This window comes from Nocardiopsis alborubida (assembly GCF_012396365.1).
GTDB classification, from domain to species: Bacteria; Actinomycetota; Actinomycetes; order Streptosporangiales; family Streptosporangiaceae; genus Nocardiopsis; species Nocardiopsis alborubida.
Genome location: NZ_JAAXPG010000031.1, coordinates 60,364 through 86,144, shown reverse-complemented (window position 1 = coordinate 86,144; position 25,781 = coordinate 60,364). Strand labels below are relative to the sequence as shown.

General features: G+C 70.9%; 25 protein-coding genes. 7 read left to right on the top strand and 18 right to left on the bottom strand.

Features of this window, described 5'->3' with window-relative positions; translation table 11 throughout:
* Nucleotides 1-168 precede the first annotated feature (168 nt).
* A complete protein-coding gene (locus HGB44_RS26195; protein WP_061080652.1) occupies nt 169-1,398 on the top strand; it encodes a serine hydrolase domain-containing protein in 1,230 nt (409 codons plus the stop codon).
* A gap of 204 nt (nt 1,399-1,602) precedes the next feature.
* Here HGB44_RS26195 and HGB44_RS26190 read toward each other — a convergent pair whose 3' ends face one another.
* Nucleotides 1,603-2,328, bottom strand: coding sequence for an Atu4866 domain-containing protein (locus HGB44_RS26190; protein WP_061080644.1), 726 nt, complete (start codon nt 2,326-2,328; stop codon nt 1,603-1,605).
* 178 nt (nt 2,329-2,506) lie between these two features.
* Between HGB44_RS26190 and HGB44_RS26185 the strand changes: the two genes are divergently transcribed.
* On the top strand, nt 2,507-2,671 hold the full coding sequence (locus tag HGB44_RS26185) for a hypothetical protein (protein WP_168444149.1): 165 nt from the start codon (nt 2,507-2,509) through the stop codon (nt 2,669-2,671).
* A gap of 1,139 nt (nt 2,672-3,810) precedes the next feature.
* Here HGB44_RS26185 and HGB44_RS26180 read toward each other — a convergent pair.
* The 6 genes from HGB44_RS26180 to HGB44_RS26155 all read right to left on the bottom strand — a co-directional run bounded on the left by HGB44_RS26180 (nt 3,811) and on the right by HGB44_RS26155 (nt 10,224).
* Nucleotides 3,811-5,178 carry a four-carbon acid sugar kinase family protein gene (locus HGB44_RS26180; RefSeq protein ID WP_061080643.1) on the bottom strand — a complete coding sequence of 456 codons (1,368 nt, stop codon included), beginning with the start codon at nt 5,176-5,178 and terminating at the stop codon, nt 3,811-3,813.
* A gap of 135 nt (nt 5,179-5,313) precedes the next feature.
* Nucleotides 5,314-6,318 (bottom strand): aldo/keto reductase, encoded by a 1,005-nt coding sequence (locus HGB44_RS26175; RefSeq protein WP_061080642.1) that lies wholly within the window; start codon nt 6,316-6,318, stop codon nt 5,314-5,316.
* A 49-nt stretch (nt 6,319-6,367) separates the two neighbouring features.
* A complete protein-coding gene (locus HGB44_RS26170) occupies nt 6,368-7,624 on the bottom strand; it encodes a multidrug effflux MFS transporter (protein ID WP_061080641.1) in 1,257 nt (418 codons plus the stop codon).
* Between the two features lie 14 nt (nt 7,625-7,638).
* Entirely contained in the window at nt 7,639-8,694 is a 1,056-nt protein-coding gene (locus tag HGB44_RS26165; RefSeq protein WP_061080640.1) for a ketoacyl-ACP synthase III family protein, read from the bottom strand.
* Nucleotides 8,691-9,890 (bottom strand): FAD-dependent monooxygenase, encoded by a 1,200-nt coding sequence (locus tag HGB44_RS26160; RefSeq protein WP_061080639.1) that lies wholly within the window; start codon nt 9,888-9,890, stop codon nt 8,691-8,693. The genes HGB44_RS26165 and HGB44_RS26160 overlap by 4 nt, the downstream gene beginning before the upstream one ends.
* A gap of 4 nt (nt 9,891-9,894) precedes the next feature.
* Nucleotides 9,895-10,224 (bottom strand): hypothetical protein, encoded by a 330-nt coding sequence (locus tag HGB44_RS26155; protein WP_061080638.1) that lies wholly within the window; start codon nt 10,222-10,224, stop codon nt 9,895-9,897.
* A 416-nt stretch (nt 10,225-10,640) separates the two neighbouring features.
* Between HGB44_RS26155 and HGB44_RS26150 the strand changes: the two genes are divergently transcribed.
* On the top strand, nt 10,641-11,255 hold the full coding sequence (locus HGB44_RS26150) for a TetR/AcrR family transcriptional regulator (protein WP_061080637.1): 615 nt from the start codon (nt 10,641-10,643) through the stop codon (nt 11,253-11,255).
* Nucleotides 11,256-11,361: 106 nt separating this feature from the next.
* Here HGB44_RS26150 and HGB44_RS26145 read toward each other — a convergent pair whose 3' ends face one another.
* Both HGB44_RS26145 and HGB44_RS26140 read right to left on the bottom strand, forming a co-directional pair.
* Complete coding sequence (locus HGB44_RS26145; protein WP_061080636.1) at nt 11,362-12,453, bottom strand: Gfo/Idh/MocA family protein; 1,092 nt, start codon at nt 12,451-12,453, stop codon at nt 11,362-11,364.
* 80 nt (nt 12,454-12,533) lie between these two features.
* Nucleotides 12,534-13,175, bottom strand: a complete 642-nt coding sequence (locus HGB44_RS26140; RefSeq protein ID WP_061080635.1) for a TetR/AcrR family transcriptional regulator — start codon at nt 13,173-13,175, stop codon at nt 12,534-12,536.
* A gap of 131 nt (nt 13,176-13,306) precedes the next feature.
* On the opposite strand from HGB44_RS26140, the gene HGB44_RS26135 reads away from it, so the two are divergent.
* Nucleotides 13,307-14,239 carry a zinc-binding dehydrogenase gene (locus HGB44_RS26135; protein ID WP_061080634.1) on the top strand — a complete coding sequence of 311 codons (933 nt, stop codon included), beginning with the start codon at nt 13,307-13,309 and terminating at the stop codon, nt 14,237-14,239.
* Between the two features lie 207 nt (nt 14,240-14,446).
* On the opposite strand, the gene HGB44_RS26130 is transcribed toward HGB44_RS26135, so the two are convergent.
* From HGB44_RS26130 to HGB44_RS26095, 8 genes are all read right to left on the bottom strand, one after another.
* Nucleotides 14,447-14,827 carry a VOC family protein gene (locus HGB44_RS26130; RefSeq protein ID WP_061080633.1) on the bottom strand — a complete coding sequence of 127 codons (381 nt, stop codon included), beginning with the start codon at nt 14,825-14,827 and terminating at the stop codon, nt 14,447-14,449.
* A 297-nt stretch (nt 14,828-15,124) separates the two neighbouring features.
* Nucleotides 15,125-15,817: a haloacid dehalogenase type II gene (locus HGB44_RS26125; protein ID WP_061080632.1), complete on the bottom strand. Its 693-nt coding sequence runs from the start codon at nt 15,815-15,817 to the stop codon at nt 15,125-15,127.
* 164 nt (nt 15,818-15,981) lie between these two features.
* Nucleotides 15,982-16,908, bottom strand: coding sequence for a fructosamine kinase family protein (locus tag HGB44_RS26120; RefSeq protein WP_061080651.1), 927 nt, complete (start codon nt 16,906-16,908; stop codon nt 15,982-15,984).
* A 23-nt stretch (nt 16,909-16,931) separates the two neighbouring features.
* On the bottom strand, nt 16,932-17,459 hold the full coding sequence (locus tag HGB44_RS26115; protein ID WP_061080631.1) for a low molecular weight protein-tyrosine-phosphatase: 528 nt from the start codon (nt 17,457-17,459) through the stop codon (nt 16,932-16,934).
* Between the two features lie 193 nt (nt 17,460-17,652).
* A complete protein-coding gene (locus HGB44_RS26110) occupies nt 17,653-18,063 on the bottom strand; it encodes a VOC family protein (RefSeq protein ID WP_061080630.1) in 411 nt (136 codons plus the stop codon).
* A gap of 344 nt (nt 18,064-18,407) precedes the next feature.
* A complete protein-coding gene (locus HGB44_RS26105; RefSeq protein WP_061080629.1) occupies nt 18,408-18,842 on the bottom strand; it encodes a response regulator in 435 nt (144 codons plus the stop codon).
* A gap of 28 nt (nt 18,843-18,870) precedes the next feature.
* Nucleotides 18,871-20,796 (bottom strand): sensor histidine kinase, encoded by a 1,926-nt coding sequence (locus tag HGB44_RS26100; protein ID WP_082768365.1) that lies wholly within the window; start codon nt 20,794-20,796, stop codon nt 18,871-18,873.
* A gap of 26 nt (nt 20,797-20,822) precedes the next feature.
* A complete protein-coding gene (locus HGB44_RS26095) occupies nt 20,823-22,088 on the bottom strand; it encodes a PP2C family protein-serine/threonine phosphatase (RefSeq protein ID WP_061080628.1) in 1,266 nt (421 codons plus the stop codon).
* Between the two features lie 606 nt (nt 22,089-22,694).
* Here HGB44_RS26095 and HGB44_RS26090 point away from each other — a divergent pair.
* Nucleotides 22,695-23,414 (top strand): biliverdin-producing heme oxygenase, encoded by a 720-nt coding sequence (locus HGB44_RS26090; protein ID WP_061080627.1) that lies wholly within the window; start codon nt 22,695-22,697, stop codon nt 23,412-23,414.
* A 20-nt stretch (nt 23,415-23,434) separates the two neighbouring features.
* On the opposite strand, the gene HGB44_RS26085 is transcribed toward HGB44_RS26090, so the two are convergent.
* Nucleotides 23,435-23,938: a CGNR zinc finger domain-containing protein gene (locus tag HGB44_RS26085; RefSeq protein ID WP_061080626.1), complete on the bottom strand. Its 504-nt coding sequence runs from the start codon at nt 23,936-23,938 to the stop codon at nt 23,435-23,437.
* Nucleotides 23,939-24,045: 107 nt separating this feature from the next.
* Between HGB44_RS26085 and HGB44_RS26080 the strand changes: the two genes are divergently transcribed.
* Together HGB44_RS26080 and HGB44_RS26075 are read left to right on the top strand one after the other, a co-directional pair.
* Nucleotides 24,046-24,927 (top strand): alpha/beta fold hydrolase, encoded by an 882-nt coding sequence (locus HGB44_RS26080; protein ID WP_061080625.1) that lies wholly within the window; start codon nt 24,046-24,048, stop codon nt 24,925-24,927.
* A gap of 40 nt (nt 24,928-24,967) precedes the next feature.
* On the top strand, nt 24,968-25,627 hold the full coding sequence (locus tag HGB44_RS26075; RefSeq protein WP_061080624.1) for a TetR/AcrR family transcriptional regulator: 660 nt from the start codon (nt 24,968-24,970) through the stop codon (nt 25,625-25,627).
* Nucleotides 25,628-25,781: the final 154 nt, after the last annotated feature.

The following is a 25,781-nucleotide window of genomic DNA, read 5'->3' as shown; positions in this document are numbered from 1 at the left end:
CCGCCGCCCTCAACGCCGGCACCCCCTACGGCCGCATCCACAACGCCCTCAAGAACGACGGCACCACCACCCTCGACATCCACGCCACCACCTCCCACGGCGACATCACCGCCCACAGCCTCTGACCAGCCGTTCCCCCGACCACCTGACGACTCACGGAGATCCATGATGGAAAACGACAACGGCCGCTTCTCCAAGACGGGGCTGCGCAGAATGCGCGACGTGCTGGCACGTCATGTCGAGAGCGGGAGGATTCCCGGACTCGTCGCCCTGGTCGGCCGGGGCGGTGAGACGCACGTCGAAGCGCTCGGGACGATGCGCCACGACGGCGGCGCGCCGATGCGCCGGGACACGGTCTTCCGGATGGCCTCGACGTCCAAGCCGGTCTCGGCGGCGGCGGCGATGGTCCTGCTCGACGAGTGCCGGCTGCGGCTGGACGACCTGGTGGAGCAGTGGCTGCCCGAACTCGCCGACCGGCAGGTGCTGAGGCGGATCGACGGCCCGCTGGACGACACCGTGCCGGCGCGGCGGCCGATCACCGTACGGGACGTGCTGACTTCCACGTTCGGGCTCGGCATCGACCGGAGCGCGCTGGGCACCCCGATCATGAACGCGGTCTTCGAGCAGGGGCTCACGCCCGACCTGCCGGAGCCGATGCCCGAGCCGGACGAGTGGATGCGCCGTCTGGGCACGCTTCCGCTGATGCACCAGCCCGGAGAGCACTGGCAGTACCACATCAGCAACGACCTGCTCGGCGTGCTCGTCTCCAGGGTCACGGGGCGGTCGTTCGAGGCGTTCCTGCGTGAACGCGTCTTCGAGCCCCTGGGCATGGGGGACACCGGTTTCCACGTGCCCGCCGACAGGATGGACCGGCTGCCGCCCCTCTACGCACCCGACCCGCGGACCGGGGAGTTCCACGTGTGGGACCCGGCCGAGGGGGGACGGCACAGCCGACCTCCGGCGTTCCAGGGCGGCGGCGGTGGGCTGGTCTCCACCGTGGACGACTACCACGCCTACTTCCGGATGCTGCTGAACCAGGGGATGCACGGGTCCGAGCGGATCCTGTCCCGGCCCGCCGTCCAGCTGATGACCACCAACCGCCTCACGCCCGGGCAGCAGGCCGCCCGGAACACCATGGCCGCCGAGAACGTCCACGTGTCGTTCGGCCAGGGGCAGCACGGCGGCTGGGGCTTCGGGATGGCGGTGCGCACCTACCGGGGCGACTACGCGCCCGTCGGCCAGTTCGGATGGGACGGCGGAGCCGGCACCTCGGCCTACGCCGACCCGGAGAACCAGCTCACCGGAATCGTACTCACCCAGGTCGGGATGTCCGTACCGGACTCGGCGCGGCTCATCCACGACTTCTGGACCACGCTCTACCAGGCGATCGACGACTGAGGCCGGGCCCCGGTACACCCGCTCCCGTTCCTACAAGGCCCATCGGCCCCTGACGGCCCAACCCCCTGTCTGCGCGCGGGGGTCGGACCTCGGGGGCCGCCGTGGCGACGGCCCCGCCGGTGGTCGGTACGCGGCCTCTCCCCGCTGTTCTGTGGAGTGCGGTGGACGCCCGGCGGGTGCGGTCGGTGTCCGGCGGGTGCGCGCTCAGCCGCGGTGGAAGACGTAGCCAGCGTGGTGGAGCACACCGTCGGCGAAGCGGCCGTAGGCCCAGAACCCCAGGTCGTCGCGGTAGACGATGCGGTCACCCTCGATCCAGAACGATCCCTGGTAGGCGTGGGGACGTCCGCCGCGCGTCTCGTCGTAGCGGCCGTCCGCGGTCAGTTCCTGGTGGATGAAGCCCGTCTCGTCGATCCACATGCCCAGGTACGTGCTGTCCGCCGGTGTCCGCGTCGGCCCCGGGAACCGCTCGGTCCGGGGTTCGGTCAGACGTCGGCCGTTGAACAGGGCGAACTCGCCGTCGATGACGACCGCGGCGGCCCGCTCAGGGCGCCAGATCACCTGCTCCAGCGCGGTGGCCTCGGGGTGGTGCCCGGAGATCACGACGAAGGTCGCCGGGTTTCCGGGTGCCAGTGTGCCGACCCGGTCGGAGGGGTGCCTGCGCAGTCCGGCGACGGTGTCGTTCTCGACCACGCCCGGGACGACGGTCAGCCCCGTGCAGTCCACGACGACCGCGCCGTCGTCCTCGGCCGCGGTGTGCAGGCCGGTGCCGACTCCGGCTATCTCCTTCCCGTCCAGGAGAAGGTCGGCGCCGGTCAGGTCGCCGATCAGCGGGTCGAACGTGTACACGGCGGCGTTGACGAACAGCAGCGGGCGGTGCGGCTCGGCGGCGATGGTCCTCAGCAGGTCCTCGTCGAACAACTTGGTGCTCATGGTCCACTTCCGAAGGGTGTGCGTGCGTCTCGGGAACGCTCTCCACCCTCGGTGCTGGAGGGCCGGGTGACCAGGCCGCGCTCCACCGGGGTGCGGCACACCCTGGCTCCACGCCCGGCTCGCTTCGAGGATCCGCCGCCGGTGGCAGGAGACCAGCGGGAAACAGACCCGCGAGACGGTGTTCGCCGTCACCGGCCCGGACACCCACCAGGCCGCGCCCGCCGAGCCGAAGGCGGCGGGGGCGGACAGCACCGCCAAGACCATCCGCGTGATCCGGGGCCCACCCGAACACGCGCCCCCGTTCTTCGGGATCGGTTACGAACCCGGCCCCTCGGGAATGTGAACGAGCCCTGCCGTGCCCCGGGAACGCAGTTCCCGGGAAACACCGGGCGAAACGAAAGGCCTCTGCCGCGAAGGCACATCGCAGCAGAGGCCTTCAGGAGAGATCGGCTGCTCTCGAGCCGGCGCGGCTAGCGCGCGAAGAGCGTCCAGGAGCCGTTGCTGGCTTCGCACTTCCACTCGGTGTAGTCCACGTACGGCTCAGCCAGGTACTCCTTGGCCTCGGCGACGCATTCTTCCATCGGGCCGAGTGCGCCGCCGACCACGTTCCAATCGGCCTCCGCGGCGGACGCGGTTCCCGCTGTCAGCGGAAGGACGACCGCGGCAGCGCCTGCGACGAAACCGGCGGTGACAAGAGAGCGCCACGAATTCATAAGACCTCACTCTGCTGCTGTACGAAACGTCAGCGGCCGGTGCAACCAAGAGAGATGCGCCATCGAACAGTGAGAAACCTCAAGGCCTCGCTTCCCGATAATTCGCAGGACAGCGATCGAGGCTCACTGAATCGAATCCGCGCCGATCGCTTCGTGCCAAGACCGCCTTCAGCAGAGTACATGAAGACCTCATCAAGCCGGGATAAAGAGATACATGCGTATTTTCCCGAACAGGGAGTGCTGCTAGGGCGCACGGAGACGGGTTGCATCCCGGTGTAAGGACGCGCGGCCACGAGGAGGGTCGGATATGGGCGGAATTCTCACCGACACCGAAGCGATGGCCGGATGGAGTATTGGTCGCATGACTTCGGAGACAGGTACGGGCGTTCTTTCAGGGATCGGCGGGCCAGTCGCCCTCACAGCGGATTCACAGGGCCCGTTCAAGCTTCCGAGGGGCGGGTTCGCAACCGATCCCCAAGGGGAGCACGGTGCGTGCCGTCAGGCGGCCCCGATGGGGTCGGAACCATCCCCGCGTGCGCGGGGAGCGCCCCGCCAAGGGCCACATCCCCTTCCCCGCCGCCGGGTGGGACGCCTCCCTCTCGGCCACCCGTCGCGAGAAGTCCCGCCGAAGCCGCGCGATCTTGTACTTATAGCGAGGTTGGAGCGTCGAGACGCGCTATGAGCACAAGACCATCGGTGATAGACCGGAACCTGCGGAGCCCGCCCGACCCCGGCCCCAGCTCTCCGCTCCGGCCCCCGGCACGGGCTCTCAGACCGTGTCGCGCAGCAGCGTCGGCACCACGTGCTCCGACACCTCCGAGTGGACCTGGTGCAACCGGGTCTGCACCGCCCGCCGGAGCTTCGTCAGGCACTCGACCAGGGTGATGTCGTCCCCGACCAGACCGCCCTTGGCCACCACCGGCGTTCCGTCCAACGGCCCTCCGCTCAGGTGCCCGTGCACCGTCAGCGGAACGATCTCGCCCCCCACGTCGAACGCGTGCACGTCCAGCTCGTCCAGCAGACTCGCCACCAGGTCCCCGCCGGTCAGGTACAGCCCGCTGGGCAGCGCCTGCGCTCCCGCGGTGTCGGCGACCTCGTTGACCACGTCCGCCACCAGCCGCGCGATCCGGCCGGGCAGCTCAGCGCGGATCTGGACTGGCAGCTCGCGCACCCGGTCGGAGGGCGTCACCACCCGCAGCACGCACAGTTCCGGAAAGCCCGACGAGGTCAGCTGCTCGGACAGCTCCCGCGCGGCCCGCTCGGCGACCTCGTCCGCACGCTCCCCCGCGCTGAACTCCACCGCGTCCAGGTCCACGAACCGCACCGCGCCGGTGCGCGCGACGGTGGCCAACTGCCGCCGGGTCAGCTCGGTGGTACTGCCCACCACCCCCAGGAGCGGCCCGCGCGAACCCGCCTGGCCGCGCAGCCGCAGCGCGTAGGCCAGCAGCGCCCCCGTGGGCCCGGGGTCGGCCGCCAGCCACACGATTCCCGTGTCGTGGTGCGCGGCGGCCGCGGCCTCGGCGATGTCGTTCAGGTGCTGCTCGGTACTCGCGTCGCACACGACCACGGGCTCGTCACCGGCGAGCAGTTCGGCGGTGAGCATCGTCTGCGTCACCTGCCGCACGGGCACGTGGCGCACCGGAAGGTCGGTCTGGGCGGCGAGGATGTCGGCGACGGAACTGGTGGTCATCGGGCACAGCGGGTCCTCGGCCAGCTCGGTGCGCTCCAGCGGCAGCCCGTTGAGCAGCTGCAACCCGTCCTCGGTGATGCGCCCCGAACTCGGGAAGGCCGGAACGAACAGCACCCGCACCCGCGTTCCGGCGGGCACGCGCTCGCGCACGGCGTCGTAGGTGGCCTCCAGCTCGGCACCGATGTTGCCGCGCAGCGTGGAATCGGTTCGCTTGACCACCAGTCCCACCGGCCACACGGCTTCGACCACGTCCGTGACCAGGTCGGCGGCGTGCTCGGGCGGAACGTGGCGGCTGTCCAGGTTGGCCACGACCACGTCGTAGTCCCCGACGACCCGGCTCACGTGCTCAGGAGTCACCGTGGCCACGCGCATCCCGGTACGGGCGAACCGGGCACCGGTGGCGTTGGCACCGGTGAGTTCGTCGGCGACCACGAGGACCTGGGCCACGGCGCGTCTCCCTTCGCTCGGAACTCTGCGAACCCCCTCCAACATAGAGCCAAGGACGGACCGGAGCGTCTTCCCGGGTCGGCACACAGCCGTGCCCCGACCCACGAAGCGGCCGGGGCACGGAAACCGACGGATTCAGCCCCGGGCGCGCGGCCCCGCCGAGGTCAGGGTCAGGTCGGCGTAGCGCTCCCCCTCCACGAGGTCGGCCAGGGTATCGAGTTCGTCGAGTTCGGATCCGGTCAGGAGCAGGTCCGCCGCGGCGGCGTTCTCGTCCAGCCGGTGCGTCTTCCTCGTACCGGGGATGGGAACCACAGGCATGCCCCACACGTCGGCACGCTGCTGCACCCAGGCCAGCGCGACCTGTCCCGGGGTGGCGCCGTGGGCCCCGGCAATCCGGATGACCGGTTCCAGGATGCGGTTGTTGGTCCTGAACCGCTCATCGGAGAACCGGGGCTGGTGACGACGGAAGTCGTCGTCGGCCAGGTCATCGGTGGTGGTGATGGTGCCGGTCAGGAAGCCGCGCCCCAGGGGGGAGTAGGGGACGAAACCCACCCCGAGCCGAACGCACTCGGGGACGACGGCCTCCTCCACGTCACGGCTCCACAGTGACCACTCGGACTGCACGGCGGCGATCGGGTGGACGGCGTGGGCACGGCGCAGTTCGCCAGCGGTCACCTCGGACAACCCGAGGTGGCGGACCTTGCCCTGGTCGACCAGTTCGGCCATGGCGCCGACGGTCTCCTCGATGGGAACGTCCATGTCGACCCGGTGCATGTAGTACAGGTCGATGACGTCGGTGCCCAGACGGCGCAGGCTGGCCTCAATCGCCTGGCGGACGTAGGCGGCGTCACCCCGGACCGGCCGGGCGTCGGGGTCGTCGGTCCTCAGGATGCCGAACTTGGTGGCCAGAACGGCGTCGTCGCGACGTCCTTTCAGCGCCCGGCCGAGAAGTTCCTCGTTGGCCCCGCGCCCGTACATGTCGGCGGTGTCCAGGAAAGTGACGCCGGTGTCGAGGGCGTGGTGCAGGGTGCGGACGGACTCGGCCTCGTCTCCGGGTCCGTAGAACTCACTCATCCCCATGCAACCAAGTCCCTGAACGGGGACGGTGGGACCGTTGTCTCCGAGAACGGTGGTGCGCACGATGGCTCCGGTTTCGTTGGTGGTGGACGGGTGCCCCGGCAAGGGGGCCTTACGCCGCGCTCTCGCGCGGCAGGGTACGCATGACCAGCAGACGGCAGGCGACCATGCAGATCAGGAAGAGCACGGCCATCGGAAGCAGGCTGTCGACCTCCAGCAGGGAGGAGCCGAGCATGATGAGGCCGGCGAAGAGCATCAGGCAGAACCCGAGCCAGGAGCTGGCCAGGCCGGTCATCTCCGGGAAACGCGAGACGCCCGCGCCCATGAGGTTGGGGTAGAGGATTCCGGCGAAGAAGATGATCACGGCGGAGGGCGCGACGAGCACCCACAGATTGGGCTCGGTGAGCGCGGCTCCGGCGACCATCGCCACGGCGGCCACGACCGATCCGATGGACGCGATCTGGAACTTGACCCGGTTGGTGACCGAGACCGGCAGGACGCGGTTGCTGAACACACCGAGGAAGTAGGCGGCACCCATGCCTAGGGCGATCCCCCCGTACAGGGCGGGTGAGTACCCCATGACGTCCTGTACCAGGAACGGGCCGATGAGGTTGAAGGTCAACAGCACGCCGTAGCACAGGCCCATGGACAGGTAGATGCGTGCGAACACGCCGTCACCGAGGATCGTGGCGGTGCCCGCGGCGAGGTTTCTGGCGTTCAGCGGCCGGGGGGACTGGTGGGTCTCCCGGTAGACGACCCCGATCATGAAGAGCAGCATCACGCCGTAGGCGACCAGGAAGTACAGGCTGTACTCCCAGCTCAGACTGGTGTGGAACCAGGCACCGATGACCGGGGCGATGATCGGTCCCAAACCCCAGGAAACCACCATGTAGGTCATGACGGTACCGAGGCGGGGGCCGCTGAAACGGTCGGCGGCGATCGCCTTCATCACCACGGATGCCGCGGTGATACCGAGGCCCTGGACGACGCGGGCGGCCACGAAGGCCCAGATCGAGGTGGCGAACAGGCTGATCACGCCACCGAGCAGGTACAGGGCGACCCCGATGAGCAGGGCGCGTCTGCGGCCGATGGCGTCCGAGAGCGGCCCGTAGAACAGCTGGCCGACGGAGAACGCGATCAGGTAGAGGGTCACGCTGAGCTGAACGGCGTTCTGGGTGGTCTCGAAGACACCCACCATGGCGGGCAGCGACGGGACGTAGATGTCGATGGCCATCTGGCCGATCGGGGCCAGCAACACGATCAGCCAGATGAGGAACGTGTCGCTGTTGGCCCTGGCCTGACGGATGGTGGACGAGGGAGCGGGGTTGGCCCCGGCCCCGGATGCGGAAGGGGGTCCGGTGGTGGTCATCGTCGTTCCTTCTCTCATTGAGCGGGTGGTCGGGTCAGTAGTCCTGTGGGTGTGCGCTCCCGTTCCAGGAGCATGCCGGTCCAGGTGAAGCCGGCCCCGGCGCCGATGAGCAGTACCCGCTCACCCGGCACCGGGCCGGTCCTGTGTGTCCAGGCGTCGAGTCCGGCAATCTGGTCGGCGGTCCCCAGATGTCCGACGGTGGCCCCGAACGACCACAGGGAGCGATCCGCTCCGCCGGGGAGCTCGGGGAAGTAGGAGCTCTCCAGCAGCGGTCGGCCGAGGTTGGGGTACACGACCGCCCGGAGCCCGTCCGTGTCGCCTCCGGGCAGCAGTGCCCCGCGTACGGACGCGACCGCGGCCCGGGTGCGCTCGCCCAGGACATCTCTGCCGTGTCTGGTGAGGAAAGCGCGTTTGGCCGCCCGCATGTCGTGCTCGGCGGTCAGGCCGTCGGAGGTCTCAGCGACGGGCCGGTCGTCGCGGTGCAAGCCCTCCAGCGAGGGTTCCGACACCGAGTGCACGCCACGGACCCGCCATCCCCAGCCGTTCGAGGCGGTGATGACGGCGGCTGCCGCCCCGTCTCCGTAGACGATGCCGTAGTCGCCGGTGAAGCGGTCGAAGGCCGAGTCGGAGAAGCGGTCGGCGGCGACGACGAGCACCGCCTCGCCTCCGCCTGGCCTGCCCTTGAGGACGTCGGCGGCCACGTCCAGTAGCAGGAGTTGGGCGTTGCAGCCCTGGTGGACGTTGAAGGGGAGGGCGTTGACGCAGCCGAGTCGTTCCTGGAGCCAGGACGCCGGAGACCACATTCTCCTGTGGCCGTGCCGGTGGATGGAGGTGAACACCACCATCCGTACATCCCGAACGTCGACACGGGCCTGCTCCAGGGCTCGCCGTGCGGCGACCAACCCCATGTCCCCGGGGTACAGCTCCGGCTCCACGCACACGGTGGTGTAGCCGTAGGCGAGGACACGGTCCCGTTCCCGTTCGGAGCGACCGGCCATCGCCCGCCGCACATCGACACGCTGTTCGGGCAGGTAGGAGCCGGTCCCGAGGATACTCAGGGCGTCGTTCACCGGACTGTTTCCACTTCTCGGGCGGGAAGCTGGCTCCACTCGTGGGCCAGGCCGTCGAGGCGCGCACGCACGAAGGCACGTTCGGGTTCGGTGGTGGCCTCACGCATGGTCTGGAGCAGGCCCGCCACGCCGGTGCTCCGGGCGACCCGTGCGGCGGCGGGGCGTCTGACCGCCTCGTAACCGTCCAGGAGCGCGGCGGGGGCTCCGGACAGAACCGTCTCCAGGCGCCCGGCCAGATCCACGGCGTCGGCGAAGCCGGTGTTCATGGCCTGGCCGCCCGCGGGCGAGTTCAGGTGTGCGGCGTCGCCCGCCAGCAGGGCGCGGCCGACCCGGAAACGGTCGGCGAGGCGTTCGTGCACCTGGTAATGGGTGACCCGGTCGATGGTCGCCATGTACAGCCGGGAACCGAATCCGAGCCCGTCGACGGCCCCGCGGAAGGCGTCTGCGGTCAGGGCCTCCTCCCGTTCCAGGAGTTCGGGCGTCACCGGCCCCGCGACCCGTATCCGCCCCTCGGGCAGGGGCAGCACGGAGACCGCCCCCGAGGGGCCGACGAACATGGCCGACTCATCGTCGGGTGCGGTGAGCCCGTCGCCCGGAACTCCCTCCGCGAGCAGGTAGCTCATCGGGTAGGTGGTTCCGGGGAAGTCCACGCCCAGGTGCGCGCGGACCGCGCTGCCCGCGCCGTCGGCGCCCACCAGGTAGCGTGCGCGGATCCGTCTCGTCACGGCCACGCCGTCGGCCGGGCGCATCTCGGCCAAGAGGTACCCGGACTCCTCCCGATGGCCGGTGTACTCGGCGCCGCGCAGCAGGCGACCGCCCGAGGACAGGTAGGTCTGCTCCAGCACACGTTCGACCTCGGGCTGTGGAACGTTGAGATAGTAGGGGCAGGGTGTGGGCAGGTCAGCGAAGTCAACGACGTAGTCGGCACCGTTCAGGACGTGGAAGGCGATCCGGCGCATGCGCAGCGCCGCCTCCTCGATCCGGCCCCGTACTCCCAGCCCCTCCAGCCATTCCAGGCTGGCGGCGTGCACCATGACGGCGCGGGCACGGGAGTCGATCCCCATCGCGCGGTCCACGACCACGCAGTCGGTGCCGCGTCGTCTGAGCTCGCATCCCAGAGCGAGTCCGGTGGGTCCGGCGCCCACCACCAGGACCTCGCAGTCCACGGCGACCGCCGAGCGGACTGGTTCGTCCATCAGATCAGTCTCCTTCTGTGTGGGTATGGCGACGTAGCGCCCGGGCGGAGGTCGGCAGGAAGAACCCGGGGCAGTCGCGGTTGGCCCCGAACCAGCGCACGCCTTCACGCACCAGGAGTTTGTGGGTTTCGTCCCGGTAGAGCCGGAAGTGGGCGCGGTTGACCTGTGTGCGGGAGGCTCCGTCAGCGGCCAGGCGGCGCAGGTCGGCGGTAAGGCGGTCGTAGGCGGAGCGGGGCCCGCCCCGCGCTCGCAGGGTGTCGCCCCCCTCGTGTACGGCGGATCCCGCGAAGCGATCGCCGACGATACAGAGGGTGAGGATGTGCTGCTCGAACATGTTCGCGCCTTTCCGCTTACTGGTCCGTGTGTCGAATCTGAGTTCCGGGGGCTTCCACCGACCCCGGGAACGACAACGGCGACGAGAAGAAGGCGCCCTTCCACCGAGAAGGACAGGCTTCTTCTCGCCCCTGTCCGCCCGAAGATCGACCGGAGGCCGGACGCAGGGCCAAGGGCGAGCGTCTGTGCGCTTCAGAGGGTCTCCAGTTCCCTCCCGTGGTGGAAGGAGAGGTCTTCCTCACTTCGGCGGCCTACCACGAGCGCTATGCCAGTATTTAAAACCAACTAGTTGGTTGTCAACGCGGAAAAGAGGCCTCCCGCTGTCCGGATCCGGACACGTGACCTACGACACCCGCACTTCGGAGATTGCGCCAATCCCTGGAAACCAACTGGTTGGCACCCGGCTACCCTGGGGACATGAGAAGAACCGAGGTCACCCGTGCACTCCTCCTGAACGCCGCACGGCGGGAGTTCGCGAACCACGGGATCGCCGGCGCGCGGGTGGATCGGATCGCCGAGCGCGCGGGCGTCAACAAACAGCGCATCTACGCCTACTTCGGCGACAAGGAGCAACTCTTCCGGCACGTCGTCACCGGCGCGCTGGACGAACTCTCCACAGTCGTGGAACTCCGGGGCACCGAACCCTCCGAGTACGTCCGGCGTGTCCACGAGTTCCACCGCGACCACCCCGACCTGCTGCGGCTGCTGTTGTGGGAGTCCCTGCACTACGGCGACCGTCCCCTTCCCGACGAGGACGAACGCACGGCCCTCTACACCCACAAGGCCGACGACCTCGCCGAGGTCATGGGCGAGGAGGTCTCGCGGCACACACGGTTGCTGTTGCTCACCCTCATCGGCGTGGCCGCCTGGCCGAACATCGTTCAGCAGCTGTCCCGGATGGTCCTGGGCCGCGACCTGCGTGCCCCGGAGGCCCAGAAGGAACTGACCGACTTCCTGGTTTCCTTCGTCCGCTCCGCGGTCGAGTCCGGTCAGGGCACCGGGGGAACACACTCCGGAGAGCACACGCTCTGAACACGCGGTACCGTGACGCCGGGCCAGCCGAAGGGAGCGCCTGCCCACAGGACCCTCGTGGCGGGCGAGGACCGGGCCGGGAGGTGGCCCGGGAGAGGCCCCGGGCCTAGAGAGCGACCACCGAACCCGTACGGGCGCTGCGCCGAGCGGCCTCGATGACCTCCAGCCCGTGGATCACCTCGTGCGGGTCCACCGGCAGGGGCTCGCCCTCGCCGACCGCGTCGCGCACCCCGGCGTAGAACTCCGGGTAGGCGCCGCGCGCGCTGGGCACCGGCCGGGTGTGGCCGTCCACCCCGAGCACGCCCCAGTCCGCCTCGGGGATCACGCCCCAGTCGGCGGCGTCGGCCCGCTCCCCCGCCGTCAGCCGGGCCTCCTGGCGGTCCATGCCGTGGCTGATGAACGCCCCCTCGTCCCCCAGTACCCGGAAGCGCGGCCCGCCCTGGGCGGTGAGCGCGCTCATCCACAGGTGGGAACGGGTGCCCCGGGCGTGGTCGAGGGCGAGGAAGACGTCGTCGTCGGCGTTGACGCCCTCGCGCCGGGCGTCGATCTCGGCGTAGACGGAGGAGACCGGACCGAACAGGTTGACCGCCTGGTCGATCAGGTGGGGCCCCAGGTCGTAGAGCAGTCCGGCCCCGGCCTCGACCCCGCCGCGCTCGCGCCAGGTGCCCTTGGACTCGGGGCGCCAGCGCTCGAAACGCGACTCGAACCGGTGCACGCGGCCCAGAGCGCCCTCCTCGATGATGTCCCACAGGGTGAGGAAGTCGGCGTCCCAGCGGCGGTTCTGGTACACGGTGAGCACCCGGCCCAGCTTGTCCGCGAGGTCGGTGAGCTCCCGGGCCTGGAGGGCGGTGAGCGCGAAGGGCTTGTCCACCACCACCGCCATGCCCGCCTCCAGGGCGGCCTGGGCGAGCGGGGCGTGGGTGTCGTTGGGCGTGGTGACGACCGCGATCTCGTACCGCTCGGCATCGGCCCACAGTTCGGCGACGTTCGGGTACACGGTGACGCCGGGGTAGCGCGCCTCGGCGGCCCGGCGGCGGTCGGGGTTTCCCGTGACCACCGCGGACAGGCGCAGTCCCGGGACCGCGTCGATCAGCGGCGCGTGGAAGACCTCGCCGCCCTTGCCGTAACCGATGAGGGCGACGTGCAGTTCGGGGCCGTCGTGTTCGGGTGTGCTCTGTGCCTCGGATGCGTCAGCCATGCCACCAATCTAGAGCGTGCCGCCCCCGGTCCGGTGGTGACAGGGCAGCACGCTCGCTTCCTCGTGGCGTCCGGACGCCGTCAGCGCGCGGGGACGGACACGGTGAGACCGCCGGGCAGGGCGTCGAAGGCCCCGCGGTACCGCGCGAGCAGGTCGGAGACCGTGGGGGTCCCCGATGCGGTGGCCCAACCGTCCAGCGCGTACCGGGCCGCGGAGGCGACCATGTCCAGGGCGAGCCTCGAACGCGGGTCGGCGTGGTCACCGATCCCCAGCACGGCCAGGGCCCGGACCGTGGTGCGCTCGCAGAACTGGAGGTTGTGGGCACTGATCGCCGGGGTGTCCCCGGCCAGTCTGAGGCTGAGCCGGGCGACGCGCGTCCACTCCTGGTCGGCAACGCGTTCCGCGGCTTCGAGGAGGGCGTCGCGTGCCAGCTCCACCAGGGGCCGACCGTCGGGGCCCTTCTCCTCCAGCACTCGGAGGAACGCCTCCCACAGGTCCTGCAACGGAGCCATGGCCAACTCCTCCTTGCTCGCGAAGTAGCGGAAGAAGGTGCGTTTGGAGACCTCCGCCGCCGCGCAGACCTCGTCCAGCGTGACCTGGTCGTACCCCGCCCGGGTGAAGCGCTCCAGCGCGGTGTCGACCAGGGTTCGTCGGGTGCGGCGCTTCTTACGCTCGCGCAGGGACTCCTCGGAGGCGGCGAGGCGGGGACGGGTGCTGACCATGGCCGCAGTGTACCGAAGCAAGCCGCCACTCAACGCCCATAGCCCCTGAGAAGCTTTAGGTCCTTGACGCCTAATGCCCCTGAGTGCCATATTGCAGCCCTGTCCATCCCGTCCCGTGAAGGAGCCCGAACATGCGCGCCCTGGTCGTCGATCGCACCGCACCCCACCACCTGCGCCTCGGAGAGGCCCCCGAACCGGTTCCGGCCCCGCACCAGGCGCTGGTCCGCGTCACCGCCGCATCACTCAACTTCGGCGAGGTGGACACCGTCTCCCGCCTGCCCGACGCGACCGTGCCGGGGTGGGACGCCGCGGGGTTCGTGGAACGCCCTGCCTCCGACGGGTCCGGCCCCGCCGCCGGAACCTCGGTGGTCACACTGGGCGTGTCGGGAGGCTGGGCCGAACTGCGCGCCGTCGACACCGGCTTCCTGGGGACGGCCCCCGAGGGTGCGGACCACGGAGCCCTCAGCACCGTCCCGGTGGCAGCCACCAGTGCTCTGCGCGCCCTGCGCAGGGTGGGGTCACTCCTCGGAAGGCGAATCCTGGTCACCGGGGCCACCGGCGGCGTAGGGCGGTACGCGGTCCAGCTCGCCCGCATGGGCGGTGCCCACGTGACCGCCTGCACCGGTGAGCCCCGGGCCCACGGCGCCGAACTGCGCGACCTGGGTGCCCACGAGGTGGCATCGGAACCCGGGGAACCCGACTACCTGGTCGACGGGGTCGTGGACTGCGTCGGAGGCCCCCAACTGGTCGCGGCCTTCGACAGGCTGAACGCCGGGGGAACCCTGGTGGCCGTCGGACACGTGACCGGGCAGCCCGAGCACTTCCCTCTCGGCGCCTTCCTCGTGGACGACGGGCGGCACGGCCGCTCCATCACCACGTTCCACCTCCAGGACGGCGTGGCCCCGGCCGGGGACCTGGGCTGGCTGGCCGCTCAGGTCGCCTCCGGGGACCTCGACCCGGGGGTCTCCTGGCGCGGTTCGTGGGGCCGGGCCGACGAGGCCGTGGCCGCCCTCCTCGAACGCCGCCTGCGGGGCAAGGCCGTTCTGGAGCTCACCACCGGGTGAGGGCGCACGGTCCGTCGCCACCGGCTGCGTCCGGCGGGCGCGGCGACCGCCGGGGGCCTTCCCTCCGCCGACCTCAGCGGTCGGGGTCAGGAAGGCGGGGGTCCGGCGGTCCGGCCCGGCCGGTGTGCGGTGCTCGGTGCGCGTGGCTGGCTCCGTCGCTGCCCGTGGGCACGGAGGCGGGTCGGCCGCCGGTGCCGACGGGGGCCGTCAGAGCTGGTCGAGGCGTGCCCTGAGCAGGCAGAACTCGTTGCCCTCGGGATCGGCCAGGACGTGCCAGGGCTCCTCCCCGGTCTGACCGATGTCGGCGAACACGGCCCCGGCGGCCAGGAGGCGTTCGAGCTCGGCGTCCTGGTCGCGGTCGGTGGCGTTGACGTCGATGTGCAGCCGGGGTTTGGCCCTCTCCGGCTCTTCCGTGCGGCTGAGGATGATCGTCGGCTGCAAGCCGCCGAACCCCTCGCGCGGCCCGATCTCGATGCAGCCCTCCTCCTCGCGGTCGAGCACGACGAAGTCCAGGACCTCGCACCAGAACCGCGCCAGCATCTCGGGGTCGCGGCAGGAGAGCACGAGCTCACTGATACGACATGCCATGGACGAAACCTGCTCTCCTCGTGGGAACTATGGGCGTGGCCGCGCGCGGGTCTCGTGGACTCCGCGGCGGCGACACTCCGAGACCGTACCGGGGGAGGTGGGCTGGGGCCAGGGGATTTCCGGCGTCTGTCCGACCGGGCCTCCCAGGCGAGGATCACAGGCTCCGGGCTCCGGACCCCAGTTCTCGGTTCGGGTCTCCAGGCTTCTGGCCCCCGGCTCTCGGCCCGGAGTTGCGGACTTCGGTTTCCAGGCCTCTGGTTCCAGACCCTCGTTTCCAGGTCCGGGATCCTCGGATCGTCAGATCGCGTTGAGTCTTATGGCCAGGTCGTCGAGGCTCCTCGCCTCCAGGTCGAAGCGGTCCGTGGCGCGCGGAGGGTCCCCGACGGGACGTTCGACATAGGCGGTCCTCATACCCAGGGCCTGTGCGCCCCGCAGGTCCCAGGCGTGGGCGGCGACCATGAGCACGCGGTCCGGCGCGCGTTCCGCGTTCGCGATCGCGAGCCGGTACACGTCGGGATGGGGTTTGTAGCTGTGCGCGTCCTCGGCAGAGAGCACCTGGTGCCAGCGGAGCCCGGCGTGCGCGCTGATACGTGTGAGCGCTGAGTTGCTGGCGTTCGACAAACCGATCACCGGGAAATACGAGGCGATCCGGCCCAGCGCCGGGGCGGAGTCCGGCCAGGGCTCCAGCCGCTGCGCGGAAGCCGCCAGCGAGCGAACCGCGTCCGCGTCGTCGACGTCGGCCTCGGCCGCGACGCGTGTGGCCGCTTCGAGGTCGATCACCGTGCTGCTGGCGTAGGGGCGGCGGCCCGCGAGCATCTCCCGCTGCTGCTCGTCGACATGCCTGTTCCACACCTCGACAAGCTCGCGCGTCCTCGCGTCGTCGATGCCCGGGAGCAGTGTCCGGATGCCGCGTCCGATCCCGCCGGGCTCATCGACCATGGTCCCGAGAACGTCGAAGACGATCACGTCCGTGTCGGGGGGTGAGGTCACGAGAAGCGCTCCCTGGGTTCCTCCGCCGCACCGCCCGATACGTGCGTGGGCTCAGTTGCAAGAGGGGTCAACGGTCCACCGGGCACGTTGGTGAGCATAGTGCGCGTGTTCCGTCTCCCCCGGAGGGGGGCAGCGGCACCGGCGGCACCGGGCGGCCCGGACGCTCAACCGCCGCGCAGGGCGGTGCGCGCGGCCTCCAGGGTCGTGGTGCGGTAGGCGGCGCCGAACAGGCACACGTGGACCAGCAGCGGGTGCAGCTGGTGCAGGGCGACCCGCGACCGCCACCCGGAGGCCAGCGGCGCCACCTCGTTGTAGGAGTCGCGCACCCGTTCCAGGTGGGGCAGTCCGAACAGGGCCAGCATGGCCAGGTCGGCCTCGCGGTGCCCGCCGTGCGCGGCCGGATCGATGACCACCGCGTCCTGCGCCCGCCAGAGGACGTTGCCGCTCCACAGGTCGCCGTGGACGCGCGCGGGCTCCTCGGGTTCCCCCGCCAGGTCCGCGACGGCGTCGACCACCTTCTCGACCACGCGGCCGTCGGACGGGGTGAGGGAGCCCTGGTCCAGGGCCTGGCGCAGGTAGGGGCGCAGCCGCTGCTCGGCGTAGAAGCGCGGCCAGTCCCGGGAGGGGGTGTTGTCCATGGTCAGGGGGCCGACGTAGCCGGGCCAGTCGGCGCCGAAGTGGTCGGCGCCGGTCAGGTGCATCCCGGCGAGCTGGCGGCCGAGGCGTTCGGCGGCCTGCACGGTGGGTTCGCGCTCCTCGATCCACGGCAGGACGAGGATGCGGTCGTCCCAGGCCACGACGTCGACGGCGGGCGAGCCGAAGGTCCGGCCCAGCCAGTCCAGGCCGCGCGCCTCGGCGGTGAGCACCCCGTTGGGCGGGGCGCCCCGCACCAGCGACTTGACGAACAGGCGGGTGCCGTCGGTGAGTTCGGCGTAGTAGATGTCCCAGTCGTGGCTGCTGCCGGCGCGGGCGGCGCGCCTGACGTCGCGGCCGAGCAGGACCGTGAGGCGCTCGGCCATGGTCCCGTCGACCGGGTCCCTGCGGCGCCCCTCCCCGGGCCCGTCGCCGTCGTCGCCTCCGAAGTCCCGCACGATCCGCTCCCCCCTCACCCGCGCTACCGCCTCAACCGGGTGACGAGCTCGCCGGTGAGGCCCTTGGCCGCGGACTCCACCATGTTCAGAACGGCGGTGAACCCGTCGTCACCGCCGTAGTAGGGATCGGGCACCTCCGGGTTGGGTCCGGTGCCGGGCGCGAAGGAGCGGAAGAGGCGGACCCGCGACATGTCGAACCCGTACTCCTCACCGTACTCGTCGACGACGCGACGGATCTCGTCGACGTTGTCCAGGTCCATGGCGAGGAGGAGGTCGCGGTCGGCCAGGACGTCGTGGGCGAACTGACGGGCGGTGTGGCTGGTGAGGTATCCGTGCACGCGCAGGGTGGAGGCCGCGCGCGGGTCCATGCCGCCGCCCACGTGCCAGTCGCCCGTGCCGAAGCTGTCCACCGCCACGAGTTCGCTCATCCCGGCCCGTTCGAGGTCGGCGGCGAGGATCTTCTCCGCCATGGGCGAGCGGCAGATGTTGCCCAGGCACACCACACTGACGCGGTAGGGACCAGCGGGATCACGCGGTTCCGGCAAGCTCATGCCCTTACCGTAACGAAAAACCGTTGCGGCCACGTGCTGTGGCTCCCGCGCGTTCGCCCGGCGGGGCGGGAGCACGGCGGCGGAGGACGCCCCGGGACGGGGACGGGCGGGCGCGGCGGAGGGGGGAGCGCACCGGCCCGCCCCCGGACCGGCGGGGACACCTGGGACGTGGGGGTTTGGTGAACACCCCCGGTCAGGGTGTGACGCCGACCTGCCAGACGTGTCCGTCCGGGTCGGAGCACAGGGCCGTGTATCCCCAGGGCTTGTGCTCGGGTTCGGCGAGCACCTCTCCCCCCGCGCCGCGGACCCGCTCGACCAGGTCGGTGACCTCCTGTTCGGTGGCCATGTCCACGCCCATGAGGCACTCGCTGGTTCCGGCGGGGGCCGGGCGGCGGCTGTCACCGAGGACCCAGCCGAGCCCTCCGGCGGGGATGAGGGCCAACAGGGTGCGCTGGTCGACGCGGAACATCAGGGGTTCGGGCACGCCGTCCTCGGCGGGTTCGCCGACGGGCTCGAAACCGAAGGCGTCGCGGTAGAAGAGCATCGCACGCATACGGTCGGCGATCGGCAGACTGATGTGGAGGCCACGGGCCTTGGCGGACACGGCCGCTCCGTTCGGTCGGGGTGCGTGACACGGTCCCCCGTACCGACCTCGGACGGGGGCGAAACTCATCGGGCGCGACCGGGGCGGCGCTCAGGGCAGCGCGAGGCGGGAGGGGTGGGTGGCCCCCCTGTATCCATGGAACCGCGGGCGGGCGCGCCGCGGTAGTCCCTGTGCGCGGCTGTGGAAAACCTCCGCGGAGGGCCCGCCGCGACCGCGCGAACCGTCCCTGCCCCTCCCCGCACCACTCCGCGGGACGGGCGCTGCCGTGGGAGCGGCACAGCCCCCGCGGGACGGGTGCTGCCCCGCGGGACGGGCGTGCCGCCCGGCCCCCGGGCAGGCGCACCCTAGCCCTTGGGCAGGCGCACCACGCTGACGAAGAAGTCGTCGATCTGCCGGACCACCCGTATGAACTGGTCGAAGTCCACCGGCTTGGGCACGTAGGCGTTGGCGTGCAGGCGGTAGCTGCGCAGCACGTCCTCCTCGGCCTCGGAGGTGGTGAGCACCACGACGGGGATGTGCGCGAGGTCCTCGTCGTTCTTGACCTCCTCCAGCACCTCCCTGCCGTCCTTCCGGGGCAGGTTGAGGTCGAGCAGGATCAGGTGGGGACGGGGCGCGTCGGCGAACTCGTCCTCGCGACGCAGGAAGCGCAGCGCCTCGACGCCGTCGGAGACCACGTGCAGGCGGTTGCCCAGCTTGTGTTCCTCGAACGCCTCCCTGGTCATCAGGACGTCGCCGGGGTCGTCCTCGACCAGCAGCACCTCGATGGGATGCACCAACATGACCTCGCTCAAGCTTCCAGACCCCTGCTCAGGGTCCCGCCCCGTGACCGGGGGGAACCGTACCGCCACCGGTGTCGGGCTGGGCGGAGCGGACGCCGCCGGGCCTGTCGCCCGGTTCGGCACCGTCCTCCCCAGGGTTGTCCGTACCCGTGGGCTGTCGTGCGGCCGTCGGAGCCGAGTCCTCGGGGGTGGTCTCGGCGTCCTCGGTACCCTCGTCCCCACTATCGACGGCGATGGGCTCGGCGGTTCCCCTGTCGGGGGCCGGGTCCTCGTCCTCCGCGGGGTCGGCGGGCAAGGACCAGCATATGCGTGTTCCGGTTCGGCCAGAGTCCCGGTCACCTGAGGTTTCGGATTCCTCAGCTGTCGGGGGGTCGGTTTCCAGCCAGATCCGTCCCCCGTGGAACTCCACGATCTTCTTGCACATCGCCAGGCCGATGCCGGTCCCCGTGTACTTGTCCCTGGTATGCAACCGCTGGAAGATCACGAAGATGCGCTCCGCGTACTGCGGTTCGATTCCGATCCCGTTGTCGGAGCAGCAGAACACCCACTCGTCACCGCGCCGCTCGACGCTGATGTGGACCCGGGGGTCCTCCTCGCCGCGGAACTTCACGGCGTTGCCCACGAGGTTGAAGAACACCTGGGTCAGGAGGGTGCGGTCGCCCTGCACGGTCGGCATCGGGTCCCGGGTGACCTCGGCGTCGGCCTCCTCCAGGCGGGTGGACAGGCTGCTCAGTGCGTCGTCCAGCGCGTCGTCGAGGGCGACCGGCGCGAAGTTCCTGACCCGGCCGACCCGGGAGAAGGCCAGCAGGTCGTTGATGAGGGTCTGCATGCGCTTGGCACCCTCGACCGCGAAGTCGATGTAGGAGTCGGCGCGCTCGTCCAGCTGCCCCTGGTAGCGGCGCTGGAGCAGCTGGCAGAAGCTCGCCACCTTGCGCAGCGGCTCCTGGAGGTCGTGGGAGGCGACGTAGGCGAACTGCTCCAGCTCCAGGTTGGAGCGGCGCAGCTCCTCGGTCTGGTTCTCCATGAGCACGGACTGCTCCTGGAGCTTGCGCCGCGCGGAGGCGACCTCGTCCAGGTCCTGCACGATGCGCTCGCGCATGGCGTCCACGTCCTGACCGAGCCGGACGATCTCCGGAGGGCCGTGCAGGGAGATCCGGTGGGCGTAGTAGCCCTCCGACACCTGGCGCATGTGCCCGGCGAGTTCCTCCAGGGGGCGCAGCACCCACTGCTGGAGCATCACCCACAGGAACACCGACAGGAACACCACGACCAGGCCGACCAGGACCAGCAGTGCCACGACCTGCTGGGTGGCCAGGGTCAGGCCATCGCGGGCCTCCTTGATCTCCGCCTCCAGCTGGCTGGTGGTGGCGTCGCTGATCCGGCTGAGCTCCAGGAAGAGGATCCGGCCGCGCCGCAGCTCCTCCTGGGTGACCTCCTGCCCTCTGCTGACCTGCTCCAGGGCGGGCTCGGCGAACTCCTCGGTCCACACACGGCCCGCGGCGAGCAGGTCGTCGACGTTGGTGGCCACCTCGGGGTTGTCCTCCGCCAGCTGGGCCAGGACGGCCTGGTTCTCCGTCAGCGTCAGCTGGCTCTCGACGTAGGGCTGGAGGAACTCGCGGTCCTGGGTGAGGATGTAGCCGCGCAGGGCGTGGTCCTGGGTGAGGTAGGCCGAGTGCGTCTGCTCGACCGCGCTCACGGCGGGCGTGAGGGAGTCGACCTGGAGCGCCAGGGACTCGCGGGCCTGGAAAGCCGCCAGGGTGATGACGGACACCGCCACGACCAGGACGACGGCGACCACGGCCAGCAGGCTCGTGACGCGCCGCCGCAGGCTCCACGACTGGTGGGCCGAGCGCTTCCCCTCATGGTTGGTGCCGTTGACGAAGTGCGTGCCGCCGATCGAGGCTCCGCCGCGCACGCCGACGTCCGGGGTCGACCCGGATTCCTCGGTCTCCATGGCCGTCCCCTCCCCGGTCCTCGGTGTCACTCGGGCTCTCCGTGGGTGATGAGCAGCATCGCCACGTCGTCCTGGAGCGGTCCCCCGTTGCTGCGCTCGGCCTCGTCCACCAGGCGTTCGGGCAGTCCGGCCAGGGAGGTGCCCCGTTCCAGCACGCCGGAGACCATCCGGCGCAGGCCCGCGACCTCCAGGCGCGCGGGCGGGGCGCCGTCGTAGGCGTCCACGAGGCCGTCGGTGTAGAAGAGCATGGTCGCCCCGGCGGGGAGCACGACCGTGTCGGTGTCGGTCTGTTCGACCGGGAAGACGCCCAGGGGCGGCTGCGGGGTGACGCGGGTCTCCTCGACGGCGCCGTCGCGCAGGACCATGGGCGGCGGGTGGCCCAGCACGCGGAGCCTGATCCGGTCGTCGCCGGTGTCCAGGCTGGCCATGCACAGGGTGGCGTACATCTCCTCCTGGGCCCGCTCGGTGACCAGGATGTCCTCCAGGTTGGGCAGCACCCGGTGCTCGTCGACACCGCCCATGATCAGGGCGCGCCAGGCGATGCGCAGGCTGACGCCGAGCGCCGCCTCGTCGGGGCCGTGCCCGCTGACGTCGCCGATGATGACGTGGGTGGTGCCGTCCTTCTCGACCGCGTCGTAGAAGTCCCCGCCGACCAGGGCGCGCTTGCGGCCGGGGCGGTAGTAGGCGAGGTGGTCCAGGGGCGAGCGCTGGAGGAGGACCTGGGGCAGGAGGCCGCGTTCGAGGCGCATGTTCTCGCGGGCGCTCATGCGGGCCTCGCGCAGCTGGCGGGCGTTCTCGTCGGCGCGGCGCCGCTCCAGGGAGTAGCGCAGGCTGCGGCCGAGCAGCGAGCCGTCGACCTGGCCCTTGACGAGGTAGTCCTGGGCGCCCGCCGCCACGGCGGCGACGCCCTCGTGCTCGTCGTCGAGCCCGGTGAGGACGACGACGGCGGCCGCGGGCGCGCTCTCCAGGACCTCGCGGAGCAGATCCAGCCCGTGGGCGTCGGGGAGGTTGAGGTCGAGCAGCACGCAGCCCCGGAAGTCCTCCAGGTGTCGGCGCGCCTCGGCGAGGGTGGGGACCCAGGTGATGTGCGTGGGCAGGGCCGTCTCGTCGAGCAGTTCCTCGGCGAGGAAGGCGTCCCCGGGGTCGTCTTCTATGAGTAGGACGTCAACCGGTTCGACAGCAGCCTCCACCCGCTCGTTCGGGACGGTGTCGTCGCCCAGGAAGGCCCCGTCGTGCGAGGCAGCATCATTGGCGGAGGCGGCCCGTGCCGCCTCCCCGCCGATCACCGTCACGGGATCGTGCCCTGTTCTCCTGGTATCCACTCATCGCCCTTGGTCTGCCGGTTCGTGGGTGCCGTGTCGCGCCGCGTGGACCCGGGAAGCGCCCCGGGTCCTCCCGGCGGTCCGGACCGCACGACACCCAAACGATAAACGCCCCGGTGACCTGTTGACCAGCGGCCGTGACGAGACACATCCGACGACGGAGACCGGGATCACAGTCCTGTTCTCCCTGTGTGAGGGGCTGTTGGCCTGCGGTGGAGAACTCGCTGACGCTTCGCCCCCATGTTCGGACGGAACGGGCATATGCCCATGCACGAGCACATGCAGGGTGTGACGGGGGACACTTCCCGGATTTCTCCGAGCGTACCCGAGACCTCTCCGGAGAGGCGGGCGCCCCCGCGGGAGGCGCGCCCGCGAGCGGGGCCGCGGACCTCGGCACGGAGCCCGGGGCGGACCGCCGAACGGACCGCCGACCGAATCTGGGGCGGATTCCGGATCGGCCGCGCCTTGGCGTACCGGGCGAGTTTTCATGACAGGGTGTCATATCCCTCTTGACAGCGGCCTCCGCCTAAATGACATGATGTCATAAAGATGCCGGACCGAAGGCGGAGAGCACCGATGAGCACAACGGCCGAGGTTCCCGCGACGACCGCCCCCGACGCACCCGAGACGTTCTCCGAACGGCTCCGCGCGGCGACCTGGAGCGACCACCAGGCCGCCGAGGACCACGGGTTCACCCGGGCCCTCATGGACGGCACGCTTCCCCTGGACGGGTACACCGGCATGGTCGCCCAGCACTACTTCGCCTACGTCGCGCTGGAGGAGACCGGCCGACGGCTGGCGGACGACCCCGTCGCCGGAAGGTTCCGCCACCCGGAACTGGAGCGGGTCCCCGCGCTGGTCCGCGACCTGGAGCACCTGCTCGGCGCCGACTGGCGCGACAGGATCGCCCCCACCCCGGCCACCCGCACCTACGCGGCGCGCATCGAGCAGATGGCCGACCGCCCCGAGGGGTTCGTCGCCCACCACTACACCCGCTACATGGGCGACGTGTCCGGCGGCCAGTTCATCCGCCGCGTGGCCGCCAGGACCTACGGCCTGACCGACGCGGCCGGCGTCTCCTTCTACGTCTTCGACGCACTGGGCAGCCTGCCCCGCTTCCGGACCGGGTACCGGGAACGGCTCGACTCCCTGAACCTGGACGGGGCCGCCGCCGACCGCCTGGTGGCCGAGACGCGGCTGGCCTACCAGCTCAACACCGAGGTGTTCGCCGACCTGGGCCGGATGTACGCTCCCGAGGCGGGGACGGACGCCGGGGCGGGCGCCGACGCCGCCTGAACGCTGACCGCGTGCGCCCGTCAGGGCTCCGGGGTCTGCCGGGCGCGCTCCTGGTGGCGGCGCGCCTTCAGGCGGTTGCCGCAGGTCCTCATCGAACACCAGCGGGCGGTGTTGGCGCGGCTGCGGTCGAGGAGGAAGAGGCGGCACTCGCCGTTGCCGCAGGGGCGCAGCCGTCCGGGCCTGCGCTCCCGGACGTCGTACCAGGCGAGCACCAGTTCCACCGCGAGCATCCGCTCGGGCGGCGCGTGCAGACGCCACCGCAGGTCCGACCCGCCGATCTCGGGAAGCCGGGAGACCCCGGCGAGCATCCGTCGCATCCGCGCCTCGGGCACGGGGCCGCGCGTGGCGGCCTGGAGCACGTCCCTCGCCGTCCGCAGCCAGCCGGCCTCCGACGCGCCGCCGGGACCGCCGTGCTCCCGCGCCCACCGCCCCAGCGCGGCGTCATCGGCCCACAGGTCCCGCGGCCGGCCGTCCACCACCGGGGTGCTGTTCAGCGCTTCGAGCAGCGCTCCCTCGTCGATCATGGCCGCCCACCTCACGAACTAACCCTCTTCATCGATTTGACAGGTTACCTCGCATCCGCTCCACTGAGGGCACAGGTAACCATCAAAGATGCTTTGGAAGGTTAGTCATGACGGAGATCCGCCACCAGTACGCCACCGTGCGCGGACACCGCGTCTTCTACCGGGAGGCCGGACCCCGCGACGCGCCCGCCCTGGTGCTCCTGCACGGGTTCCCCACCAGCTCGCGCATGTTCCGCCGACTGATCCCGGAACTCGCCGACAGGTTCCGCGTCATCGCCCCCGACCACCTCGGCTTCGGCCGCTCCGACACCCCGCCCGCCGACGCGTTCGCGTACACGTTCGACGCGCTCACCGACGTCACGGAGGCGCTCCTGGCCGGGCTCGGCGTCACCAGCTACGCCGTCTACGTGCAGGACTACGGAGCCCCCATCGGGTGGCGGCTCGCGCTGCGCGCCCCGGAGGCGATCACCGCGGTGGTCACCCAGAACGGCAACGCCTACGAGGACGGCTTCGTCCCCGGGTTCTGGGCGCCCGTGTGGGCCTACGCCAAGGCCCCGGGGCCCGCGACGGAACCGGCGGTCCGCGCCGCCCTCGGCCTGGACGCCGTCCGCTGGCAGTACCTGCACGGGGTGGACCGCCCCGAACTGGTCGACCCCGACACCTGGACGGCCGACCACCGTGACATCAGCCGCCCCGGCAACGACCTCGTACAGCTCGCCCTCTTCCGCGACTACGCCACCAACCCGCCCCTCTACCCGCGGGTGCACGCGTACTTCCGGGAGAGCCGCGTCCCGCTCCTGGCCGTGTGGGGAGCGGAGGACCGCATCTTCGGCCCCGAAGGCGCGCGCGCCTTCGCCCGGGACCTGCCGGACGCCGAGATCCACCTGGTGCCCGGAGGCGGCCACTTCCTGCTGGAGAGCCATCTGGACAGCACGGCCAGCCACATCCGGGGCTTCCTGAGCCGTACACTGCCGGCCGCCCGGGGCTGAACCCACGACGGCCCGCCCCCGGGCGTGACACCATAGGAGGATGCCCAAGATCACGGCGCCGACCATCGCCGCCCACCGTGCCCGCACACGGGATCGCATCATGGACGCCGTCGACGAGCTGATCCGGACCCAGGGGATCGACCGCATCTCCATGACCGACGTGGCCAACTCCGCGGGGATCACCCGTACCGCCCTGTACAACTACTTCCCCGACAAGCCCGCGCTGCTCCTGGCCTTCACCGAGCAGGTCAACAGCGCGTTCGTCGAGCGGTACAGGCGCGAACTCCCCTCGGGCGTCTCGGCGGCGCGGCGGCTCTCGGCGTTCGTCCGCCTCCAGTTGGAGGGCATCATGGCGCATCCGCACCCGCCCGCCGCCGAACTCGGGGCCAGCCTCGGCCCGGACGCCTACCAGGCGCTCGCCGCCCACGTGGCGCCCATGCAGCGCCTGCTGACCGAGATCCTGGAGGAGGGCACCGCCGCGGGCGAGTTCGACCCCCTGCCCGCCGAGCCCGTCTCCCGGCTGGCCCTGTCGATGGTCGGCTCCCAGCGCCTGCCCCTCGTCAGCGGCGAGATCGACCTCGACGAGACCCACGCCCTGGTCACCCGGTTCGTGCTCCGCGCCCTCGGTGTGGCGACCGAAACCGTGGACACCGTTCTTCCTCAGACCGCCGCGAGGAACACCCGCCGTAGCGGTACATGATCAGACAGTCATAAAGGCTGGCCCGTAACCTGCGCCACAACGTTGGCGAGGCGATATCAAGTCGCAACGGTACGGCGACATCGGTCAGAATCGGTGACCCCGCCCGCCCTTCGGGGCGGTCGCCCCTTCGACCGAGTGTGAGGCCCTCTCCGAC

Coding starts and splice junctions, on each gene's coding strand:
- HGB44_RS26155 (WP_061080638.1), bottom strand. CDS start 10,224: ATGTTCGAGCAGCACATCCTCACCCTCTGTATCGTCGGCGATCGCTTC.
- HGB44_RS26160 (WP_061080639.1), bottom strand. CDS start 9,890: ATGGACGAACCAGTCCGCTCGGCGGTCGCCGTGGACTGCGAGGTCCTG.
- HGB44_RS26150 (WP_061080637.1), top strand. CDS start 10,641: ATGAGAAGAACCGAGGTCACCCGTGCACTCCTCCTGAACGCCGCACGG.
- HGB44_RS26100 (WP_082768365.1), bottom strand. CDS start 20,796: ATGGAGACCGAGGAATCCGGGTCGACCCCGGACGTCGGCGTGCGCGGC.
- HGB44_RS26085 (WP_061080626.1), bottom strand. CDS start 23,938: ATGATCGACGAGGGAGCGCTGCTCGAAGCGCTGAACAGCACCCCGGTG.
- HGB44_RS26195 (WP_061080652.1), top strand. CDS start 169: ATGGAAAACGACAACGGCCGCTTCTCCAAGACGGGGCTGCGCAGAATG.
- HGB44_RS26105 (WP_061080629.1), bottom strand. CDS start 18,842: ATGTTGGTGCATCCCATCGAGGTGCTGCTGGTCGAGGACGACCCCGGC.
- HGB44_RS26145 (WP_061080636.1), bottom strand. CDS start 12,453: ATGGCTGACGCATCCGAGGCACAGAGCACACCCGAACACGACGGCCCC.
- HGB44_RS26190 (WP_061080644.1), bottom strand. CDS start 2,328: ATGAGCACCAAGTTGTTCGACGAGGACCTGCTGAGGACCATCGCCGCC.
- HGB44_RS26130 (WP_061080633.1), bottom strand. CDS start 14,827: ATGGCATGTCGTATCAGTGAGCTCGTGCTCTCCTGCCGCGACCCCGAG.
- HGB44_RS26090 (WP_061080627.1), top strand. CDS start 22,695: ATGAGCACAACGGCCGAGGTTCCCGCGACGACCGCCCCCGACGCACCC.
- HGB44_RS26140 (WP_061080635.1), bottom strand. CDS start 13,175: ATGGTCAGCACCCGTCCCCGCCTCGCCGCCTCCGAGGAGTCCCTGCGC.
- HGB44_RS26135 (WP_061080634.1), top strand. CDS start 13,307: ATGCGCGCCCTGGTCGTCGATCGCACCGCACCCCACCACCTGCGCCTC.
- HGB44_RS26075 (WP_061080624.1), top strand. CDS start 24,968: ATGCCCAAGATCACGGCGCCGACCATCGCCGCCCACCGTGCCCGCACA.
- HGB44_RS26080 (WP_061080625.1), top strand. CDS start 24,046: ATGACGGAGATCCGCCACCAGTACGCCACCGTGCGCGGACACCGCGTC.
- HGB44_RS26115 (WP_061080631.1), bottom strand. CDS start 17,459: ATGAGCTTGCCGGAACCGCGTGATCCCGCTGGTCCCTACCGCGTCAGT.
- HGB44_RS26170 (WP_061080641.1), bottom strand. CDS start 7,624: ATGACCACCACCGGACCCCCTTCCGCATCCGGGGCCGGGGCCAACCCC.